The 16,195-nt window shown below is 56.0% G+C and carries 16 protein-coding genes and 1 pseudogene; 15 read left to right on the forward strand and 2 right to left on the reverse strand.

The features are described from left to right. Nucleotides 1–108 precede the first annotated feature (108 nt). A complete protein-coding gene (locus Q1K29_RS14230) occupies nucleotides 109–972 on the forward strand; it encodes a hypothetical protein (protein ID WP_300395766.1) in 864 nt (287 codons plus the stop codon). Here Q1K29_RS14230 and Q1K29_RS14235 read toward each other — a convergent pair. Beyond that, the gene (locus tag Q1K29_RS14235) at nucleotides 964–1,578 is read right to left on the reverse strand and encodes a class I SAM-dependent methyltransferase (protein ID WP_026180629.1); all 615 of its coding nucleotides are present in this window, start codon (nucleotides 1,576–1,578) and stop codon (nucleotides 964–966) included. The two genes, Q1K29_RS14230 and Q1K29_RS14235, sit on opposite strands and share 9 nt — an antisense overlap. Nucleotides 1,579–1,702: 124 nt before the next feature. Between Q1K29_RS14235 and Q1K29_RS18505 the strand changes: the two are divergent. Further along, nucleotides 1,703–1,819, forward strand: a pseudogene (locus Q1K29_RS18505) (IS6 family transposase); the annotation flags it as partial. Nucleotides 1,820–1,876: 57 nt separating this feature from the next. Here the strand turns inward: Q1K29_RS18505 and Q1K29_RS14240 are convergent. After that, nucleotides 1,877–3,139 carry a cytochrome P450 gene (locus tag Q1K29_RS14240; protein ID WP_300395767.1) on the reverse strand — a complete coding sequence of 421 codons (1,263 nt, stop codon included), beginning with the start codon at nucleotides 3,137–3,139 and terminating at the stop codon, nucleotides 1,877–1,879. A gap of 178 nt (nucleotides 3,140–3,317) precedes the next feature. Between Q1K29_RS14240 and Q1K29_RS14245 the strand changes: the two genes are divergently transcribed. The 13 genes from Q1K29_RS14245 (at nucleotide 3,318) to Q1K29_RS14300 (ending at nucleotide 16,125) form a co-directional block, all read left to right on the forward strand. Next, complete coding sequence (locus tag Q1K29_RS14245) at nucleotides 3,318–4,058, forward strand: FCD domain-containing protein (RefSeq protein ID WP_018147845.1); 741 nt, start codon at nucleotides 3,318–3,320, stop codon at nucleotides 4,056–4,058. 45 nt (nucleotides 4,059–4,103) lie between these two features. Next, nucleotides 4,104–5,246, forward strand: coding sequence for a nitronate monooxygenase (locus tag Q1K29_RS14250; RefSeq protein ID WP_300395768.1), 1,143 nt, complete (start codon nucleotides 4,104–4,106; stop codon nucleotides 5,244–5,246). Nucleotides 5,247–5,269: 23 nt separating this feature from the next. After that, a complete protein-coding gene (locus tag Q1K29_RS14255; protein WP_300395769.1) occupies nucleotides 5,270–6,049 on the forward strand; it encodes a Coq4 family protein in 780 nt (259 codons plus the stop codon). Beyond that, the gene (locus Q1K29_RS14260; protein ID WP_300395770.1) at nucleotides 6,046–7,236 is read left to right on the forward strand and encodes a transporter; all 1,191 of its coding nucleotides are present in this window, start codon (nucleotides 6,046–6,048) and stop codon (nucleotides 7,234–7,236) included. Before Q1K29_RS14255 ends, Q1K29_RS14260 begins: the two co-directional genes overlap by 4 nt. After that, complete coding sequence (locus Q1K29_RS14265) at nucleotides 7,233–7,709, forward strand: OB-fold domain-containing protein (protein ID WP_018147841.1); 477 nt, start codon at nucleotides 7,233–7,235, stop codon at nucleotides 7,707–7,709. Before Q1K29_RS14260 ends, Q1K29_RS14265 begins: the two co-directional genes overlap by 4 nt. A 7-nt stretch (nucleotides 7,710–7,716) precedes the next feature. Beyond that, the gene (locus Q1K29_RS14270) at nucleotides 7,717–8,967 is read left to right on the forward strand and encodes an acyl-CoA dehydrogenase family protein (protein ID WP_300395771.1); all 1,251 of its coding nucleotides are present in this window, start codon (nucleotides 7,717–7,719) and stop codon (nucleotides 8,965–8,967) included. Next, a complete protein-coding gene (locus Q1K29_RS14275) occupies nucleotides 8,967–10,058 on the forward strand; it encodes an acyl-CoA dehydrogenase family protein (RefSeq protein WP_300395772.1) in 1,092 nt (363 codons plus the stop codon). The genes Q1K29_RS14270 and Q1K29_RS14275 overlap by 1 nt, the downstream gene beginning before the upstream one ends. 59 nt (nucleotides 10,059–10,117) lie before the next feature. Next, nucleotides 10,118–11,728 carry an acyl-CoA synthetase gene (locus Q1K29_RS14280; protein WP_018147838.1) on the forward strand — a complete coding sequence of 537 codons (1,611 nt, stop codon included), beginning with the start codon at nucleotides 10,118–10,120 and terminating at the stop codon, nucleotides 11,726–11,728. Continuing rightward, the gene (locus Q1K29_RS14285) at nucleotides 11,725–13,362 is read left to right on the forward strand and encodes an NAD(P)/FAD-dependent oxidoreductase (protein WP_300395773.1); all 1,638 of its coding nucleotides are present in this window, start codon (nucleotides 11,725–11,727) and stop codon (nucleotides 13,360–13,362) included. Before Q1K29_RS14280 ends, Q1K29_RS14285 begins: the two co-directional genes overlap by 4 nt. Then, nucleotides 13,359–14,330 (forward strand): alpha/beta hydrolase, encoded by a 972-nt coding sequence (locus Q1K29_RS14290; protein ID WP_018147836.1) that lies wholly within the window; start codon nucleotides 13,359–13,361, stop codon nucleotides 14,328–14,330. The genes Q1K29_RS14285 and Q1K29_RS14290 overlap by 4 nt, the downstream gene beginning before the upstream one ends. A 492-nt stretch (nucleotides 14,331–14,822) precedes the next feature. Continuing rightward, nucleotides 14,823–15,080 (forward strand): alpha/beta fold hydrolase, encoded by a 258-nt coding sequence (locus Q1K29_RS18510; RefSeq protein ID WP_366524214.1) that lies wholly within the window; start codon nucleotides 14,823–14,825, stop codon nucleotides 15,078–15,080. Then, entirely contained in the window at nucleotides 15,032–15,706 is a 675-nt protein-coding gene (locus tag Q1K29_RS14295; protein ID WP_300395774.1) for an alpha/beta hydrolase, read from the forward strand. Before Q1K29_RS18510 ends, Q1K29_RS14295 begins: the two co-directional genes overlap by 49 nt. Then, nucleotides 15,703–16,125: a hotdog fold thioesterase gene (locus tag Q1K29_RS14300; protein WP_119378439.1), complete on the forward strand. Its 423-nt coding sequence runs from the start codon at nucleotides 15,703–15,705 to the stop codon at nucleotides 16,123–16,125. Before Q1K29_RS14295 ends, Q1K29_RS14300 begins: the two co-directional genes overlap by 4 nt. The last annotated feature ends 70 nt before the right edge of the window (nucleotides 16,126–16,195 follow it).

The following is a 16,195-nucleotide window of genomic DNA, read 5'->3' on the forward strand; positions in this document are numbered from 1 at the left end:
CAGGGGGCAATCCCCTGGTTCGAGGATGGTCCCTGGGACCCTTGGAATCATGTCGAAAGCGCGATGGCCCTGACGGTAATGGGCAGAACCAAGGCGGCAGGCGCGGCTTTGGACTATCTGCGCGCCACACAGCGCGCTGACGGCGCCTGGCTCGGGGGCTATGGCAATGCGCTTCCGATGGTCGACCGCGATTTTATTAGTCGTGAGCCTGCGCCGCAGTTGGTCGATACGAATTTCTGCGCTTACCCGGCTGTGGGTGTCGCGCATTACGCATTGGCGACCGGCGACTGGCGGGGCGTTCGTAGGTGGTGGCCGATGATCAAAGCTTCCATTGATTTCGTGGTGTCCCTTCAGCGCGAAGACGGGGCGGTCCCATGGGCGCTCGATGCGATCAATTCGAGCGATGATGACGCTCTGGTGGCGGGGAATGCCTCGATCGCCAAAAGTCTCGAATGTGCGTTATTTCTGGCTGATAAATTCAATGAACCCGCAGCGTTATGGCGCGAGGCACATGCAAAAATTATTATGGCTCTCAGAGATAAGCCAAGCGCTTTCGACAGACGGGCCACAGGGCAGCGCTTCGCCATGGATTGGTACTATCCGGTGCTCTCTGGAGCCCTGAGCAAAGCCTCAGCGCGTCAGCGTCTCGATCACAACTGGAGCCGCTTCGTCATTGCAGGGCACGGCTGCCGCTGCGTGAGCGATGAGCCATGGGTTACAGTCGCTGAGACTTGCGAACTGGTGATCGCTCTTGCTTCCGTTGGCGACCAGACTTTGGCTGAGAGGCTTTTTCGTCAGGCAATGACCATCCGCGATCCGGCAGGCGTGCTCTGGATGGGCTGGCAAACCGCCGAGAGTGTCATCTGGCCGAAGGAGAGGCCAAGCTGGACGCAGGCGGCCGCAATACTAGCCGCGGACGCGCTGAAAGGGTTCAGCGGCGCCAACCGGATTTTTCTGGCCCCGCTACTTTAGGCGCCGCAGCAACCTCAGGCTTTTGATCGCGCCTTCTTCAGCGAAGGCATGAGACCTCAGTGCTTTCTGGTAGATATCAAAAGGAGGTCGCCCGCCATCTTTCGGGTCAGGAAATACATCATGGATCGCTAACAGCCCGCCGACCATGAGATGGGGAACCCATCCTTCATAGTCATTGAGTGCGTGTTCCGTCGTGTGTCCGCCGTCGATAAAGAGCAGACTTAGAGGCGTTCCCCACCGCGCGGCGACGTCCTTTGATTGACCGACAATTGCAATCACAGTCGCTTCTAGGCCAGCCTTGCGTATTGTATCCCGGAAAAACGGGAGTGTATCGACAGCACCTGCGGTCTCATCCCATAGCTCCGCATCGAAGTACTCCCAGCCAGGCTGGTTCTCTTCAGATCCGCGATGGTGATCGATGGAGAACAGAAGTTCGTTAGCGCGTGCACAAGCCGATCCAATGTAGATGGTCGATTTTCCGCAATATCCACCCACTTCGAGGCAAGGCCCGTAATCTGCGCGTTCAAGGGCCGCGTTATGCAGCGCAAGCCCTTCCTCATCATCAAGGAAGCCTTTTACGCTCGAGGGGTTCAACGGTAGTTTCATCTTGCCGAGGTAACCGGTCAGCTATCCATAGTCGATTTCTTAAAGTGAGGACCGAGAAGGTTGAAGTTCGAATAGCATTGTCAGCGAAACTGGTCGGATAGGGCAGTTTGGTTAGTCGCGTCTCATGCCTCTGAACCCATTTCGTTGTTTCAAAATGTCGCTTGAGATCGTCCAGCTCTCAGTGATGGTGTATGTGCGATTCCCATTCTTGCTGCGCAACGTCGAAGATCTATTGCGGAAAAGCACGGTCACGCTGTACACATCGCCATAACCCCTTGTCGGCATTGGGCGCAGTCAATTAGCGAGCATGCAGTCGCACAGGCAGTTTCGTGATCCCTCGCACAAGGTTTGAAAAGAGGCGCTCGGGTTGGTCAACCACTTCGACCTTTACGAAACGTTTGTGGATCTCTTCCCAGATGATCCGCAGCTGCAGTTCTGCAAGCCTATTGCCCATGCAGCGGTGTATGCCAAAGCCGAAGGACAGGTGATGACGTGGATTACTGCGGTCTATAATGAACTGGTCAGCCTTGTCGATGACCGTATCATCGCGGTTGCCTGACAAATACCACATAACGACCTTATCCCCTTCTTTTATCTGCTTGCCGCCGATATCCCAGTCCTGAAGGGCGGTACGGCGCATATGGGTAAGTGGCGTCTGCCATCGGATGATCTCCGGCACCATGCTTGTGATTAGCGATGTATCATCATTCAGCTTGCGATATTCGTCGGGGTTTTGATTGAGGGCGAGTACACCGCCGCTAATCGAGTTGCGTGTGGTGTCGTTGCCGCCCACAATAAGTAACAGGAGATTTCCGAGAAATTCCATGAAGGGCATTTCCCGTGTCGCCGGAGAGTGTGCCATCATGGAAATGAGATCGTTTTTCGGTTCTTGCTTGATGCGCTGTTCCCACAGCTCTTTGAAGTACATTGCGCATTCGATGAGCTCTTCGCGCCTTGCCTGATAGGATTCGACAATGCCGGTTTCGGGGGCGGCCGTTGCGATGTCTGACCAGCGCGTGAGCTTGCGCCGCTCTTCCCATGGAAAGTCAAACAGGGTCGCAAGTGTCATTGTGGTCAACTCAATCGAGACCTTGTCGACCCAGTCGAAATCCTCCCCTATCGGCAGGTCATCGAGAATCTCGCATGCGCGTTCGCGGATTGTTGGCTCAAGCAGCCGCAAATTGGATGGCGCAACTGAGGAGGTAACAGCCTTTCGTTGCTGGTCGTGCTTGGGCGGATCCATGGCGATGAACATTTCAAGCTCCAGGGCACCTTCCACCGAATGCATGTCCTGAATGGCGATGCCGCCAAGTTTCGCCTCTGACGAGAAGACTTTATGGTTGGTGTCCACGGCCATGATGTCGTTGAACTTGGTGACAGACCAGTAGGGTCCGACATTGCTTTCCCGGCAGTAATGGACCGGATCCTCCTTGCGCAACCGGTCGAAGAACAGACCAATTGTGTCCTTCTGAAATAGGTTCGGCCGCGAAACATCAATTTGCTCAATCGGAATGGCCGCGATTTTCTCGACTGTATCCAGCTCCACTGTCTCGACGTTCATAAATCACCTCAAAAAGACTCGTTATTCTGGAAGAGATAAATTTTCCAAAGAGCGCAGTCAATAAAGCTTATAATGTTTTCTTGACACCTCCTAGTGACCGTGGAAATTTTATGTGTAGCGGAAGCGGTGAATATGATTAAATCTTATAAGAGTTTTGCCACAGGAGAGAGTTTCGGAAATGCAGCCGATGGTCGATAACGCGAAGAAAGCCAAGCGTGCGCTCTCGCTCGCGCAAGACATCGTTCGCGATATCGAGGCAGGGGCTCATGTTCCGGGAGACAGGTTGCCGCGTGAAGAAGAGATGCTTGCCCGATACGAAGTTGCCAGGGCGACCTTGCGTGAAGCGCTTCGCTTTCTCGAGCTTCAGGGTGTTATCTATCTTCAGCTTGGCCGATCTGGCGGGCCTGTGGTGGCGCGTCCCCAGACTGGCGATTTTGCCAGCAGTCTTTCACTCATCCTGCATTTCATGGAAGCCGATTTAAGGGGGCTGCTCGAGCTGCGCGAAGCCATCGCGCCGGACGTTGCAGCCTATGCTGCCCAACGAGCGACCACGGGTGACCTCAGTGCCTTGGTCGATTGCCTCAAAGAGCTGGAGCGCAATGAGGCTGGAAGTCAGTTCGAGGAATTAAACCGCCGCTTTCACGATCTTCTCGGGTGGGCCAGCGGCAATCCGCTCTTCGGTCTTCTGACCTCCTCCATGCATTTGCTTACTCGCGAATTCTCGAGCTCGCTCGGCTATTCGGCGCAGGAGCGGGCGGTCCAGTTGCGCTTCCTGCGCCGCGTTCTGGAGGCCGTCCGCACAGGGGATGCTCAAGCGGCGCGACAGGCTATGACCCGGCTCGTGTCGGGATCTGCATCTTATTTGGCTGAAAGAAGTCCGGAGCTTGTTTCCCAAAGGATCCGGTGGGGACAGATTTAAAAAAATTGCGTCCATCAAAGGTCGCGGAATAAAGGATACAAGACTATGGCGCTCAAAAGCCGCATTTGTGAAATTCTCGGTATAGAACACCCCATCTTTCTGGCTGGAATGGGTGGGGCGAGCGTTCCTGCTCTCGCTGCCGCGGTATCGAATGCCGGCGGGCTGGGCGTTCTCGGGGCGGCGGCATGCTCGCCAGACCAGTTGCGCAGCTGGATTCGCGAGACCCGCGAGATGACAGACAAGCCGTTTGGTGTTGATACTCTTCTTCCTGCATCTGTCAGGCGAGACCCGGCCCCGCAGAGTGAAGATTCGACCAGAAATCCCGCGGCGCTTCTTGGCGAATACCAAGAGTTCACCTGCGACTTCATACGGCGCGAACATCTGCCGGAAACGGACCTCGCATCTGAAATGCGCGCTGCTGGCGCGCCGGAAGCAGGTAAGGGAACGCCCCAGCTGTTCTCGAAGAAATTCTTTGAAGCGCAAATGGAGGTGGTGATCGAGGAGAAAGTGCCCGTCTATGCTGCTGGGCTTGGTAATCCCGGCCCCTGGATGGACCGGCTGCACGCTAATGGCACCAAGGTTATGGCCGTCATTGGTAAGGTAAAGCATGCTCAGCAGGTCGTCGAAACCGGCGTCGACATGATCGTTGCGCAGGGGCACGACGGAGGTGGCCACAACTCACCAGTCGGCACCATTTCGCTGATTCCCCAAGTGGTTGATGCGGTGGGCAGCCGCGTTCCTGTGATTGGTGCGGGGGGCATTTCCGACGGCCGAGGTATTGCTGCAGCGCTGATGCTGGGAGCCGAGGGCGCGTGGATTGGGACAGCGTTTCTTGCAACCGAAGAAGCGGGCATCGAACGATTCCAGAAAGAAGCGATCATAGAAAGCGGTGATGCCGACACCGTGGTAAGTCGCTCTCTCACCGGCAAACCTGCGCGAATGATCCGCAACAAATGGGCTGATGCCTGGATAGAAGCAGGCAAGGAACCATTGCCCATGCCCTATCAGTCGATGATCTCGGGGCCTGTCATGGCGTCCGGTATCAAGGCCCAGCGCAAGGATGTAATTCCGGGTTTTGCAGGCCAGGGAATTGGTCTCATTCATTCGATCCGGCCCGCAGCCGAAGTGATGCGCGAACTCGTCGAAGGGGCGGAAACCGCACTCGCCCGCACCAAATCTTACGAATGACACGGGATAAAGGCAGACATGTGATGAGAAACGCCGACCAGCCGCTGAAGGGACATGAGCTGCGCTCGCCAATTCGCCCGGGTGAAGCAATTGCGGCCATGCGCCGACTTATCCGGGACAAGGAAGACACAGCGCAGGTCTTCCATATTGTCAGGGCATTGTCGGGCAATTCCTATTATCGCAGTTTCCGGCGCTTCGCTGCCTCGCCTGAGGGGAAGCGTATCCTTCTGGACCATGCGGACCTACTCGGCACCTTATGTGACCGTGATCGCTTGAGCGGATGCGAACCGGGAACGCTGGGGCGTGCTTATCTTGATTTCGTTTATGGAGAGGGGTTGACCGCTGAGGGGTTAGTGGATGCAAGTGAAGTGGTCGGAGCCGACGATTTCAGCGATCCGGAAGTCTCACTATATCGGAAGCGGCTGCGAGATTCGCACGATCTGTTTCACGTTGTGACCGGGTATGGACGAGATGCGCTGGGTGAATTGTGTGTGCTATCGCTCGGCAACGCTCAGTTCTACAATCACGGAATCGCCTTCATCGTGGCAACCGGAATTGCAAAAACTCTTGCTGAGGCCTCGGGATTGCCGGTGGCCCGTACTGCGTTCGAAGCGTGGAAGCGGGGCAGGACTGCCGCCGATTTCACAACCTTCTATTGGGAAAAACATCTCGATACACCATTAGAGGAGGTGCGACGGCTTTTGAATCTGAAGCCACCGATTCGCTATCTTCGGGTGCAGGATCTGTCCCGCTCACTTGAGCGAGATTTCCAAGCCAGCCGTCAGAGCGAGCATCACGCATGAGTGTCTCCTCCACCTTCAATTTCAGCGACAAATCCGCGATCACCGGTGTCGCCGAGACAGAATTCGTCAAGGGGACCGAACGGACAGCGGTCGACATGATGCTTGATGCCTCGCGCCGGGCTATTGCCGATGCCGGACTGAAACCGTCTGACATAGACGGTATGGTGCCTCCCCCGATCTATACGACATCAGAGGAAATGGCCGCCAATCTTGGTATCGATGTCCTGCGTTTTGCGTCGACAGTACATATGGGCGGGGCGAGCCCAATCACGGCTTTGCAGAACGCAGCGATGGCGATTTCCAACGGCCTGTGCGACCATGTTCTGATAACCCTTGGATGGAACGGATATTCTGCTCTGAGGCCGAAGCCGGGCGCGCCACCGACCCGACCGATGAATATGAACACGCTGACCAACACCATAAAGGGCTATTACATGCCCTATGGAGTGTTCCTGCCAGTGCAGATGTATGCTTGGCTCGCCATGCGCCATTCCAAGCTCTACGGGGTCGGACCGGATGCGACGGCCGCCGTCGCACTTGCCTGTCGCCAACACGCGCAGTTGAATCCGAAAGCCTTCAGCTTCGGCCGAAAGCTTGACGCGGAGACATATCATTCGGCGCGTTGGATATCCGAGCCTTTCCGGCTCTATGATTGCTGTCTGGAAACCGATGGCGCCTGCGCGGTCGTTGTCTCGCGGATGGAGCAGGCCAAGGATATGCCGCATGTTCCAGTGAGCATTGCTGGCGCCGCCGAAGGGCACCCGTATCCCGCCGACGACATTCCCTCGCGTCCGGATCCTTTCAAGATTGGCCTCAAATATGCCGCCCCACGTGCATTCGAGATGGGAGGCGTTACACGTGAGGAGATGGACTTTCTCCAGATCTATGACTGTTTCACTTATGTTGTGTTGCTGCAACTTGAGGCCCTCGGATACTGTGAGCCTGGCGGTCAGACCGAATTCGTGGCCAATGGCCAGATTGAGTTAGGTGGACGCTTTCCGATCAACACCCATGGCGGCTTGCTCAGCGAAGCACACGTTTGGGGCCTCAACCATGTCGTGGAAGCTGTGCGACAGCTGCGGCATGATTGCGGCGAGCGACAGGTAATCGGTGCGCAGACCGGCCTCGTAACTGGCTGGGGCGACCTCGGTGACGGAAGTATCGCTATCCTCAGGAGGTATGCGTGAACGACGATAACGAACGGCTGCCGAACACCCGTGCCGCAGCGCAGAAGGTACCGCCCAAGCCGCTGCCGCGCCCGCAGGACCCAATCGAACAGGAGTTCTGGAATCGGTGTCAGGATGGCTATCTCTACTTCCAGCGCTGCGGCAGTTGCAGCACTTTCCGGCACCTGCCGCGTTATATGTGCGCCAAGTGTGGATCACCAGAATTTTCGTGGGAGCGCAGCACCGGCAAGGGCACGCTTTTTTCCTGGACCGTCACGCACCAGGCTCTGCACCCGGCCTTTGCCGAAGATCTTCCGTTCATTGCTGCAGTCGTAGAACTGGAAGAAGGCGTGCGCATGGCCACGCGCCTGATTGATTGCGACCGCGATACGCTGGAGCTGGATCTGCCGGTGGAGCTCGACTTTGAACCGATCAGCCCCGAGTTTCGCCTGCCCGTTTTCCGCCCTGATATGAACCGGCGCGAGAAAAGATAGGTACGACATGGATCTCGACTACGGACCCGAATATGATGCTTTCCGTCAGGAGATGCGGCTATTCTTGAAGTTGCACGGCCATCGCGCGCCGACTGGGCAGGCCCGCGCCGCTCGTCCCTCTGCCGAAGCGGTCGAATGGCAGAAGCTGTTGATCGAACATGGCTATACCGCGCGCACGATCCCCAGAGACTATGGCGGCTACGGGTCTGAGCCAGACATCCTCAAATCGCGCATCATCGCCGAGGAATTCTCGCGCGCGGGCATTCCCGGCGGACTCGCCAATCAGGGAATATCCATGTTGGTCCCCACCCTGTTGGAACTCGGCACCGAGGAACAGAAGCGCCAGTGGGTAGAGCCGACGCTGAAAGGCGAGGTCGTCTGGTGTCAGGGCTATTCGGAGCCCGGCGCGGGATCGGACCTTGCCAGTCTGAAGACCAGCGCACGAATCGAAAGCGGTGAGTTTGTCATCAACGGCCAGAAAATCTGGACCAGTACTGCGAAGCAGGCGGACATGATCTTCTGCCTGGTCAGGACCGAACACGACGCGCCCAAGCATGGCGGCATTTCCTATCTGATTTTTTCGATGGATACACCGGGGATCGAGGTGCGGCCATTAAAGACGATGACTGGTCATGCGGAATTCAATGAGACCTTCTTTTCTGAGGTACGGGTGCCTGTAGGACAAATTGTCGGCGAGCGGGGCCAGGGCTGGTTCGTTGCCAATGCAACGCTGGGCCACGAGCGGGGCATGCTGGGCGATCCTGACGCCCTGGAAAATCGCTTCCAGGCTCTTGTGAGGCTGATGAAGGAAGAACGCATCGGCATGGGCCGCGCGATCGACAATTCCGTGCTGCGCGATCGGCTGGGCGCGCTTCAGGCCGAAGTGGCTGCGATGAAATGCAACGGAATGCGTATACTTTCGAACAGCCTCAAAGGCGAGCCAGGCGGCATGGCGAAGCTGATCGTGAAGCTGCAAAGCTGCGAGCTGGCACACCAGATTTCGGCGCTCGCCATCGACGCAATGGGCGAGATGGGCATCCTTTATAGCGGTAGCGCGCGCGAGCGGATGAGGGGGACATGGCAATGGAATTACATGTTTCAGCTGGGGCTCATCATCGGTGGCGGCACCGCGCAGATCCAGAAGAATATCATCGCTGAGCGTGGCCTCGACATGCCGCGCGAACCGAAGCTGCCGAAGATCTCGGGTGCGGCGAAGGGAACGGCAGACATGTTACGTCAGAAACAGGGGTCAGCCTGATGGATTTTGGACTTTCTCAAGAGCAGCAGATGCTGCGCGATGCAGTTGCGCGGTGTCTAGCCGATACCTGTCCGCTGGAGCATGTCCGCGAATGCTCCGAGCGGGACAATCCAGTTAGCGACAAGGTGCTGGACGCTCTGCAAGGCCTGGGTATTCCCGGGATGATGATCCCGGAAGAGCATGGCGGCCTAGGCATGACCCTTCTCGACGCTGCATTAGTTGCAGAGCAGCTCGCCTATGCGGTCGCACCAGTTTCTTTCCTTGCCAGTCATGTTTTGGCACCCCTCGCACTCAGCGAGGCAGGCAGCGAGGATCAAAAGGTCAGATGGCTGCCGAAGATCGCGAGTGGCGAGGCGCATATAAGTGTGGCAATTTCCGAAACAGTCGAGGCGCGCGATGGTGCTGGCGTAACCTGCAGGGGTGGCAAACTCGACGGCACGGCGCTGTTTGCGCTGGATTTTGCGGGGGCTGATGCCTTCCTGGTGGCTGATACCACGGGGCGGTTGCACCTTGTTCCGGCCAACGCATCGGGTCTCGAGAAAATCCCCCTGACGACGATCGACCGGACCCGCAGTGTCGGGGAACTGCGCTTCGCACAGGTCACCGCCGAGCCACTGGCCGACGATAGCGGTTTCACTGCCGGGCGCCTGCGCGATGCGGGACGCATCCTCCTGGCCGCCGACAGCCTGGGCGCAGGCCAGGCCATGATCGAAAAGGCGGTCGATTATTCTGGACAGCGCGAGCAATTCGGTCGTCTTATCGGTAGCTTTCAGGCCGTGAAGCACATGTGCGCAGAGATGGCCGCACATCATGAACCATGCCGCTCGCTTATCTGGTACGCCGCGTATGCTTATGAGGCGATGCCGGAGGATGTATCGCTCGCCGCCTGCCAGGCAAAATCACATACCGGAGACGTCCATCGCTTTGTCGCCCGCACGTCTACCGAGGTGCATGGTGGTATGGGATTCACCGACCTGGTTGGTCTGCATTACTGGTTCAAACGCATAGGATTCGACCGGCAGGTTCTGGGAGGTCCCGAATCGGCGCGGGCCGAGGCGGCAGTACTGCAAGGTTGGATCAAGGCCGCATAAGATACTCATTAACGGTGGTTCCCTCGGGACTTGCTGCCTTGTCCGAAAGGAAGATCGACATGATAGACTGGAATCTCGGTGACATCCTCGACGCGATCGAGCCAGCCATGCCTCGCAACGCTCCGGCGCTAATACACGGCGACCGGATTATTACCTGGCCCGAAATGTCATCGCGCTCGAACAATATCGCACGCGCACTGCGTCAACGCGCAAAAAATGGTGCCAAGGTGGCCTTCTACATGCGCAACCGACCTGAATATGGCGAGTTGATGGCGGCATGCTTCAAGGGTCGATTGACGCATGTGAACATCAATTATCGCTATCGGCCCGAAGAAGTATTTTACATCTTCGACGATTCCGATAGCGAGGTGATCGTCTACAGCTCTGAATTTCGCGACTGTATTCTTGAGCTCAAGGACAGGCTGAAGAAGGTTCATACCTTCGTCGAAATTGGCGATCCTTCCGAAATAGCGCCTTTTGCACGTTCTTATGAAACATTGGCGGGTGAGGGAGACGGATCGGCGCTCGGTATCGAACGCTCACCTGACGATCTGCTCTTCATCTATACCGGCGGCACAACTGGAATGCCGAAAGGCGTGATGTGGCGGCACGACGACATGCGTAAAGCCCAGCTTGACGCGCAGAAGCTACTTGGCACCGTACCGCAGACACTGGAAGAAAATGTTGCCCTGATCAAAAATGAGGGACCTGGCAGGCGTACTCTTTCCTCCTGCCCGCTGATGCATGGGACTGGTTTTATTACCGCGATCGGTGCGCTGATGTCCGGCGGTGCAATTGTTACTCTCTCGGACCCGTCCTTTGATGCCGAAGAACTGTGGCAGACCGTCGATAAGCACAAGGTCGAGAGTATAGCAATTGTGGGGGACGCGTTTGCCAAGCCGATGCTTCGCACCCTCGATGAACATCCCGGGCGCTGGGATACCAAGAGTCTCGTGTCCATCATCTCGTCCGGCGTGATGTGGAGCAAGGAGGTTAAAGCCGGTCTTTGCAGGCACATAACCCAGGTCGTCCTGATGGACAGTTTTGGGGCTTCTGAAGGCCTCGGCTACGGGCTGTCCATCACGACCGCACAGGGCGGCACGAACACTGCGAAATTCGGGATTGGCGAGTTTTGCGATGTCTTTGATGAGAACGATCAGAAAGTTGAACCGGGAAGCGGCGTACCCGGTTTTATCGCGCGCAAGGGAGCCATCCCCAAGGGATATTACAAAGATCCCGAAAAATCAGCCAAGACATTTCGCACAATTGATGGCGTGCGCTATTCAATACCGGGCGATTGGTGCCAGGTAGAGGCCGACGGAAGCCTGATCCTGCTAGGCCGCGGTAGCGTATGCATCAACACTGCTGGCGAGAAGGTATACCCAGAAGAAGTCGAGGAAGTGCTCAAGACCCATCCTGCCATTGGTGATGCGCTGGTGGTAGGTGTTCCGAATGATAAATGGGGTCAAGCCGTCACCGCCGTCGTCCACCTCAACCACGATGTTCCGTTCGAAGAGCAAGCCATCAAGGATCATGTACGCGGGCAGCTGGCAGGATACAAAACGCCGAAGGCCGTTCATCCGACGAAAACACCCCTGCGTGCATCCAACGGCAAGGCCGATTATGCAACCGCGAAAGCAATCGCGGAACGTCTGACGGTTGCAACGTGATTAATCAGGCTTCTCGCCATTACGACGCTATAATTGTCGGCGCGGGTTTCAGTGGAATCTATCTGCTCCACAAGTTGCGTGACGCTGGATTCAACGTGCTTCTTGTGGATGCTGCGTCGCAGCCAGGGGGCATCTGGTACTGGAATTGTTATCCCGGTGCACGTGTTGATTCGCAGGTCCCGCTCTACGAGTTTTCGATAGATGAAGTGTGGAAGTCATGGACCTGGAGCGAGCGATTTCCAGGCTGGGAAGAGCTCAGAGCGTACTTCCGGCATGTTTGCGATACGCTAGACCTTTGGCCAATGATGCGCATGGGGACGAGAGTCAAAAGCGCGCATTTTGAGAAGGAAGCGAAGCGGTGGCGTTTGCATCTCGACGATGATGTAATCATTTCGACACAGTTTCTGCTGCCAGCCCTTGGTTTCGCCTCAAAGCCGTATCTTCCTGATTTCCCGGGCCTCGAAGATTTCAAAGGCCAGTGGTTTCACACAGCACGCTGGCCGCAAGAGGGAATCGACCTCGCCGACCGTAGGGTTGCCTTGATCGGCACCGGTGCAAGTGGCGTACAGGTCGCGCAAGAAGCGGCCAAATCAGCGAAAAAACTGACTCTGTATCAAAGAACCCCAATTCTGGCCCTGCCGATGAGGCAAGAAAAGCTGTCCGAGATAAATCAGGAACGGGAAAAACAGGGCTATTCCGCGATCTTCGAAAAACGTCGGCAGACGAGCGGTGGGTTTGAATGCCAATCGCTAGAGGTTTCAGCCCTTGAAGTATACAAAAAAGAGCGCGATGCGCACTTCGAATATTTATGGCAGCGGGGCGGCCTGAGGTTCTGGTATCACAATTTTGCCGACCTGCTTTCCAACCGTGAAGCAAACCGCCACGCCTACAATTTCTGGCGCGACAAGGTTCGTGCGAGAATCGCGGATCCCGACCTTGCCGAGCGGCTCGCGCCCGCCGATCCGCCCCATCCGTTCGGCACGAAGAGACCTTCGCTTGAGCAGGGATACTATGAAATTTTCGCGCAGGATAACGTTGCGTTGATCGATCTGAGATCAACGCCGATCCTCCGGGTCAAGCCGCATGCGATCGAGACTGTGGACGGCGAGATGGAATGCGACCTCATAGTCTTCGCTACCGGCTTCGATGCCGGGCGTGGAGGGCTGAGCGACATGAATATCACCGGAGCGAACGGATTATCCCTTTCGCAAGCATGGAAAGACGGGTTGCGCGCGTATTTGGGCATGGCCGTGTCGGGATTTCCCAACATGCTGTTTTCTTATGGCCCCCTTAGCCCGTCGGGTTTTTCAAATGGCCCTTCAAGCGCAGAGGTCCAGGGCGATTGGATCTGCGACTTCCTGGTCTGGATGCGGAACAACGAACAGGACCTTTTCGAAGCCGATCCGGCCGCTGAAGCAGGATGGACAGAAATAGTTGCTCAGGCCGGCGAGATGACATTGTTTCCCGAAGCGGACTCTTGGTACATGAGTGCGAACATTCCAGACAACAAGCGTCAACTTATTAACTTTCCGAGCCTGTCGATTTACGCCGCGCTTTGCGACGATGTCGCAGAGAAAGGCTATCACGGTCTCGCTGTTGAAAATATCTCAACCAAGGAGACGACAACTGAATGAACGTACTGACCAACATCGAAGATCTTTCCGGGGACATCGATCCCGTCTGGGCAGGCGACGGATCTCATCTGCCGAAATGGTTTGTGTCGGCCCTGAAGGTGCCACGCGAAGAGGGCTATGTTGAGATCAACGGTGCCAGAGCGCATTACTTCCGTTGGGGCGACAGGCGCAAACCGAAACTGCTTATGACGCATGGTTTCCTCGCACACGCCCGCTGCTTTGCCTTCATAGCTCCGTTTCTTGCGGAGGACCACGATGTGGTGGCGTTCGATCTTGCAGGAATGGGCGACAGCGAGATGCGCGGGGAGGTCGATCCGACGGCCAGAGGACGTGAGTTCAGTGAAATCGCGGAGGCGCTCGATATGTTCGTGGATGGGCACAAACCCACCCTGATCGCGCACAGTTTTGGTTCCGGCGCGGCACTGACGGCCGTCACCCAGTCGCCCGATGCATTCTCCGGCGCTGTAATTTGCGATCTGATGATCATGCGGCCTGAGCTGATGGAGCAATACTGGAATCGTCGACGCGCAAGCCCTGGATCGGGTAATCCAGACAAGCCCAACAAACGCTATCCCAGTTATGAAGCCGCGCGCAAAAGATACATCCTTTCCCCGCCCCAGCCGGTTGGCGAGCCCTTCCTCGCGGACTACATGGCGTATCATTCCCTGCGGCGCGACGGGGAAGACTGGACATGGAAGTTTTCACCCGAGGTATTCCGGCAGAGCAATAAGCCAGATGAGTGGCTGAAAATGGGCGAGAGACTGGTGAAAGCGCCGGGCCGCAAAGCCATTGTACACGGTGCTAAAAGCCAACTATTTACCCAGGACTCGGGCGAATACATCCGCGAGTTAGGTGGGGACGATATTCCGATAATTGCCGTACCCGAAGCTCGCCACCATTTGATGCTCGACCAGCCATTAGCTTTTCTAACGGCACTCAGGAGTATTCTTTCCGTTTGGGGGAAATAAACGTACTACGTTTATGGGTTTTCAGTCATGCGTCCCAGGCGAACAATGAAACTTAATAGTTTGAAGAGCCGATCCTATTCCTTTGGGCTATCGACCTGTGCCCCATTTTCTCTTGCATTTTGACCGGATCAACTGAAAAGCCAATGCTTTGAGGTTTATCTGTTGATGATGAAAAGTGGACGAATGAGGCATTGCTGATTCACAGAACAACGAATAATCGGTAACCTGAACGAGCATGCTGCAGGGCATTGTTAGAGGAACCGGCGCTTTACCGGTGTTTGATTTCTAGGTTGAATGACCAACTCGTCTTTTCGCTACTGCGAGATATCACCAGAAATCATCTAGCTTGCGGTGATGATGTGCTTGCGCTTGCCACTCTTCGCTAAAGGTTGATTTAGCCTGCGAGTGATACTTCAAAGGTCCATCACGGTTTACTTGATCGTAAGAATGCATATAATCGGCTATCTTATAATATATAAGTAAGAGTACGGCATGAAAAACTATGATGCTTCTGATCGAAGAATCTCAGGAAACGGTCTGACATTAGCTTGCTCGGTGTATGGTCAAGAAGTAGCGCCGGTCGTAAACTTCGCTCACGGGGGTGGCCAGACTCGACATGCTTGGAAAGATGCAGCCAAGTCGCTCGGTGAGCAAGGCTATCATTCTGTCGCTCTAGACCTCCGCGGACATGGCGATGGCGATTGGGCTTTGGATGGCGACTATTCCTTAAGGCTTTCGGTAGCGACCTGATTGCAGTGGCCGCAGAATTCGAATGTGAGCGCTGTGCGCCGCACATTGTCGGTGCGTCGCTCGGTGGGCTCGGCGCGGTCATTGCGGCTGGAACCTTGAAACCCGGAGTTTTTTCCTCGGTGACTCTAGTCGATATCACCCCTAATTTGGAAGAAAGCGGTGTCACAAAGATTGTCGGCTTTATGGGCGAGCACAGCAAAGATGGTTTTTCATCGCTCAATGAGGCTGCAGATGTCATCGCTAAATACTTGCCACATCGACGCCGGCCTAAAGACCTTGAAGGCTTGCGGAAAAACCTTCGGCTAGGCCAGGACGGCCGCTGGCGTTGGCGTTGGCACTGGGATCCAGCTTTCATTCAAGACGTTGTGAGGCGATCTGCGGTTGAGCGGGTCGGCGACCTCGAGCAATCGGTTCGAAACATAAAAGCCCCAATTCATTTGGTGCGAGGCCGCATGAGTGAACTCGTCTCCGATGCCTCGGTCGAAGCTTTTAAAGCCTTGGCACCCGACGCCCACTTTACGGACGTCGCTGATGCGCGGCACATGGTAGCTGGCGACAAGAATGATGTGTTCACCGCGGCTGTCAGTGATTTTCTACGGAAGCATTCAGAAGGGATTGACGCATGAACGCGACCTTGCCTGATCGCGCCTTTGTTCAGGAGGCATTAGAAGCGGCACCGTTTCACCGCTGGCTCGGACTCAGTGTGACCGAAACGGGCGCAGATGAAATTAAACTGTTAATGCCCTGGCGAGACGAACTTGTGTCGAACCCGAAGGTGCAGTCCGCACATGGCGGCGTGCTCGCCGCGCTGATCGACCTGACGGGATTTTATGCGTTGCTTGCGACTGGAAACATGCCTGTGGCAACGGCAGACCTGCGTGTTGATTATCATAAAATTGCAACGCCCGGCGCGCTTACAATTGTCGGGAAAGTGATTCGACTTGGCACCACTTTGTCCGTGGCGGAGGCCAGTGTTTTTAACAGCACAGGTGGTTTGCTGTCGAGCGGCAGGGGTGCTTATCGCATGCTTAGGGCGCCATCGTGAGTAAGGATGCGCCATCCGCGCCCTTATTTTTCTTTTAGCGTCCGGCGCCAATCCCCTTGAGAGAATAGAC

It is taken from the genome of Henriciella sp., from assembly GCF_029937755.1.
Classification (GTDB): Bacteria; Pseudomonadota; Alphaproteobacteria; order Caulobacterales; family Hyphomonadaceae; genus Henriciella.

What these genes read in the sequence shown, in the direction of transcription:
- Q1K29_RS14235 (WP_026180629.1), bottom strand. Translation starts at nt 1,578, where the DNA reads ATGAAACTACCGTTGAACCCCTCGAGCGTAAAAGGCTTCCTTGATGAT.
- Q1K29_RS14240 (WP_300395767.1), bottom strand. Translation starts at nt 3,139, where the DNA reads ATGAACGTCGAGACAGTGGAGCTGGATACAGTCGAGAAAATCGCGGCC.
- Q1K29_RS14245 (WP_018147845.1), top strand. Translation starts at nt 3,318, where the DNA reads ATGCAGCCGATGGTCGATAACGCGAAGAAAGCCAAGCGTGCGCTCTCG.
- Q1K29_RS14250 (WP_300395768.1), top strand. Translation starts at nt 4,104, where the DNA reads ATGGCGCTCAAAAGCCGCATTTGTGAAATTCTCGGTATAGAACACCCC.
- Q1K29_RS14255 (WP_300395769.1), top strand. Translation starts at nt 5,270, where the DNA reads ATGAGAAACGCCGACCAGCCGCTGAAGGGACATGAGCTGCGCTCGCCA.
- Q1K29_RS14260 (WP_300395770.1), top strand. Translation starts at nt 6,046, where the DNA reads ATGAGTGTCTCCTCCACCTTCAATTTCAGCGACAAATCCGCGATCACC.
- Q1K29_RS14270 (WP_300395771.1), top strand. Translation starts at nt 7,717, where the DNA reads ATGGATCTCGACTACGGACCCGAATATGATGCTTTCCGTCAGGAGATG.
- Q1K29_RS14275 (WP_300395772.1), top strand. Translation starts at nt 8,967, where the DNA reads ATGGATTTTGGACTTTCTCAAGAGCAGCAGATGCTGCGCGATGCAGTT.
- Q1K29_RS14280 (WP_018147838.1), top strand. Translation starts at nt 10,118, where the DNA reads ATGATAGACTGGAATCTCGGTGACATCCTCGACGCGATCGAGCCAGCC.
- Q1K29_RS14290 (WP_018147836.1), top strand. Translation starts at nt 13,359, where the DNA reads ATGAACGTACTGACCAACATCGAAGATCTTTCCGGGGACATCGATCCC.
- Q1K29_RS18510 (WP_366524214.1), top strand. Translation starts at nt 14,823, where the DNA reads ATGAAAAACTATGATGCTTCTGATCGAAGAATCTCAGGAAACGGTCTG.
- Q1K29_RS14300 (WP_119378439.1), top strand. Translation starts at nt 15,703, where the DNA reads ATGAACGCGACCTTGCCTGATCGCGCCTTTGTTCAGGAGGCATTAGAA.